Source organism: Xanthovirga aplysinae (assembly GCF_009711365.1).
GTDB lineage: Bacteria > Bacteroidota > Bacteroidia > Cytophagales > Cyclobacteriaceae > Xanthovirga > Xanthovirga aplysinae.
Genome location: NZ_SMMB01000636.1, coordinates 1 through 2,917 on the forward strand (window position 1 = coordinate 1; position 2,917 = coordinate 2,917).

The window sequence follows — 2,917 nt, forward strand, 5'->3', positions numbered from 1 at the left end:
AAAGAATTTTTTAATCCCAATATCCTGTCCCCAAAAAAAGATTATTGAAGGTTAATGACTTTTGTCAAAGATGATCCCTCATAAGTAAATTGTGCCCTTTTTAAAAGATGGTGGCCCCATAAATCCCTTAGCATCATTAGAAAAACCGTAGGGCTCTGTGGGAATTCCGATGAAATTAGCATCTAGCTTTCCATTACTATTCTCATCATGGAATAAGCAAACGGCATAATCGCCTTCCTTCAAGCCTTTGAATACTATTTCCATTTCTCCCTCTGTTGAAATTTCCTTCATGACACTTTTTAGACCTTTTCCACTTGGAAAACTTTCACTCCCTGAAGGATCAAATATGGCCACTAACATTTGACCTTTGGCTTCTTTGATGTTTTTAATTACCAATTTAAGCTGGTCTTTCTTGTTATTTTGAGCTTTCAGGTTTACAGAAAACACTACTAACATGAATAAAATAATGGCTGATTTTAAATTCTTCATTTTCTTTTCTTTTTAGATTAATAATTGGTTTAATTAAAGATTCTTAAGTTGATTTTCTCTCTTGTCTTTAGTTAAGGTGATGAACAAGCCCAGGACGAAAAAGCGTTTATAAGCTGGGGTAATGGCCTTGGAAGAATAAATTCCTTCTTCGTTTAGTCTCGAGCTGTAGATATAACCAAACTCATTTTTGAAGCCTGGGAGGTTATTAGCTGACAAATGCAAAATGATATGTGGTTTAATAAGCCAGCTAGCATTTACACTAATGTCGTGATAGGCCTTGGTTTTTTGTCCGTTAAACTCATCCTGATTTGGATCATTGTAAGGGCGTCCACTGGCAAAGGTGTAGGTAACACCCAATTGTGTTCTAATGGACGGAATAAATTTTTTACCCACCAATGAAAAGTTATGCTTTGAAACAAAATGAGGAACAGCAGATTTTGGATAATGTAAGTATTCTCTTTTCGAGTCCAGAAAGGAATAGGATATCCAATAATCTATGTTCTTAAGGGTCTTTCTGTCTCTCCAAAAGAGATCAATTCCTGTTGCATGTCCTTGTCCCAAATTATTGTAAACTTCGGGTTGATAAAGGAACTCAGGATCATATTTTACCAATTGTTGATAATTTTTGTAGAAGCCCTCTAACCGAAAGGTTATCCCTTTCTTCATTATCTGATAATTCAGAATATAATGGGACGCTTTTTCAGGTTGCAGTTGATTATTATATTTCAGATGGTCATTTTCCGCCGCCTGATAGAAAGTGCCATATGCCAAAGAGATTTGACTTTTTTCTCCGCTTTTAAAAGCCATGGAAAGTCTGGGAGAAATATTTAAATCATTTAATGGTTCCGAATAAGCCATTCGAAAGCCGCTTCTTAGTACCAAATTCTGGCTGAGGTAAAATTCGGTTTCGGCGAAAGTGGAAAGCAGGTTTTCATTCAGCTTACTGTTAAACGATTGGCTAACTTCATTTAACTTATATTGTTCTTCAAAAATATTTCTCATCCATTCTCCTCCCACCTTTAAATGAAGACGGTCAGAGAAATCACCATTTAAAACTAATTTTGCATGTATATTCTGATTATTTTGATTTATTATTTGTCTATCCGGCCTAATCTTCTGGACATCATGAGTAAAAGCTAAACCAGAGTTTAAGGACCATTTCTTATTTAAGACATCTTTATAGGTAGTATTTATGTAAAAATTGTCATTTCCTAAGCTCACCGGAATGTCCTCTAGAACATCCTCAGGATTGCTTTGATACAATTTAAAATCAGATGAACTGTAACGAACATAAGATTTAAAAATCCCCGATTTTCTTATTTTTTTTCGAAATATACCCTCCAACACTACTCCTTGAGGAGCCTTGGTCCATTCACCCTCCGGCTTTACCAGACTAAAATAGGGTTGCAAATTTGTATAAGTTCCAGAAAGGGTAAGAACAGAATTATCCCATCTTTTAGTGTGAGATAATTCTCCACCTACACTTAAAAAAGAAATATCTGTTCGGTCTTCTGTTGGAAGCCCTTTAGTTTTTAAAATTAGAGCAGCGCTTAGGGCTTCCCCATATTCGGCAGAATAACCGCCAGTACTGAAAAAAGTGCCTTCAAAAAGAAATGGTGAGAACCTACCTCGAGCAGGTAAATTGGTCAAGGTTGCATCATAAGGGCTATGCACCAGCATACCATCTATAAAGGTTTTGGTTTCTCTGCCATTTCCTCCACGGACGTATAACCCACCCCTTTCACCAACCGCTTGGGTGCCTGGAAGGGTATTGAGAGCTCCAGCAATATCTGCACCGGCTCCTGCAGTAGTGACAATATCCAGTGGCTTAAGGATCACGGATTTTTTTTCATCGCTGGCCTCAAAAGAACCCGCCATAATCACTACACTTTCCAGTTTATTAATGGTTGGCTTAAGCTTAAGGATAAAAGTTTGACCTTCCTCTGAAAGCTCAATTTCTTCCTGATATGATTGGAACCCTATAAAACTGGCTACCAACTTCTGCTTTCCTTTTTCGGAGGTGGAGAAAGAAAAATTACCCTCTAAGTTTGTGGTTGCGCCATCGTAAGTATTTTCTAAAAATACATTTACTCCTGGCAGGACTTCTCCTTTTTGATCAGTAACCTTTCCACTTAAAAGAATTTGGGCTTTTAAGGAAATGGTGATTAGAAGAAGAGATAGAGTTAGGTATCTTTTTTTCATAGCCCTTTGCTTTATTCTGATTCAAATATTTAGAAAAGGGAATGCTTTTAAAAAAAGATATTACCGGATTGACGAAAGGACGTTCTGAACTGTTGATAAATTTCACTGAATTGAAATGGAGAAAAAGTACATCAAATTAAAAAGGAGCCTCAACTGAATTAAAAGGCCAAAAAATTGTAGGGTGATCACTTTGTAGTTAAGCTCACCTTTCAAATTGTTCATATAC

Annotated in this window: 2 protein-coding genes; both read right to left on the reverse strand. The window is 36.5% G+C overall.

All coding sequences use genetic code 11. The features are described 5' to 3' along the window. Positions 1-78: 78 nt before the first annotated feature. Positions 79-489: a DUF2141 domain-containing protein gene (locus E1171_RS03535; protein WP_222931373.1), complete on the reverse strand. Its 411-nt coding sequence runs from the start codon at positions 487-489 to the stop codon at positions 79-81. 33 nt (positions 490-522) lie between these two features. After that, entirely contained in the window at positions 523-2,691 is a 2,169-nt protein-coding gene (locus E1171_RS03540) for a TonB-dependent receptor (protein ID WP_155204128.1), read from the reverse strand. Positions 2,692-2,917 lie beyond the last annotated feature (226 nt).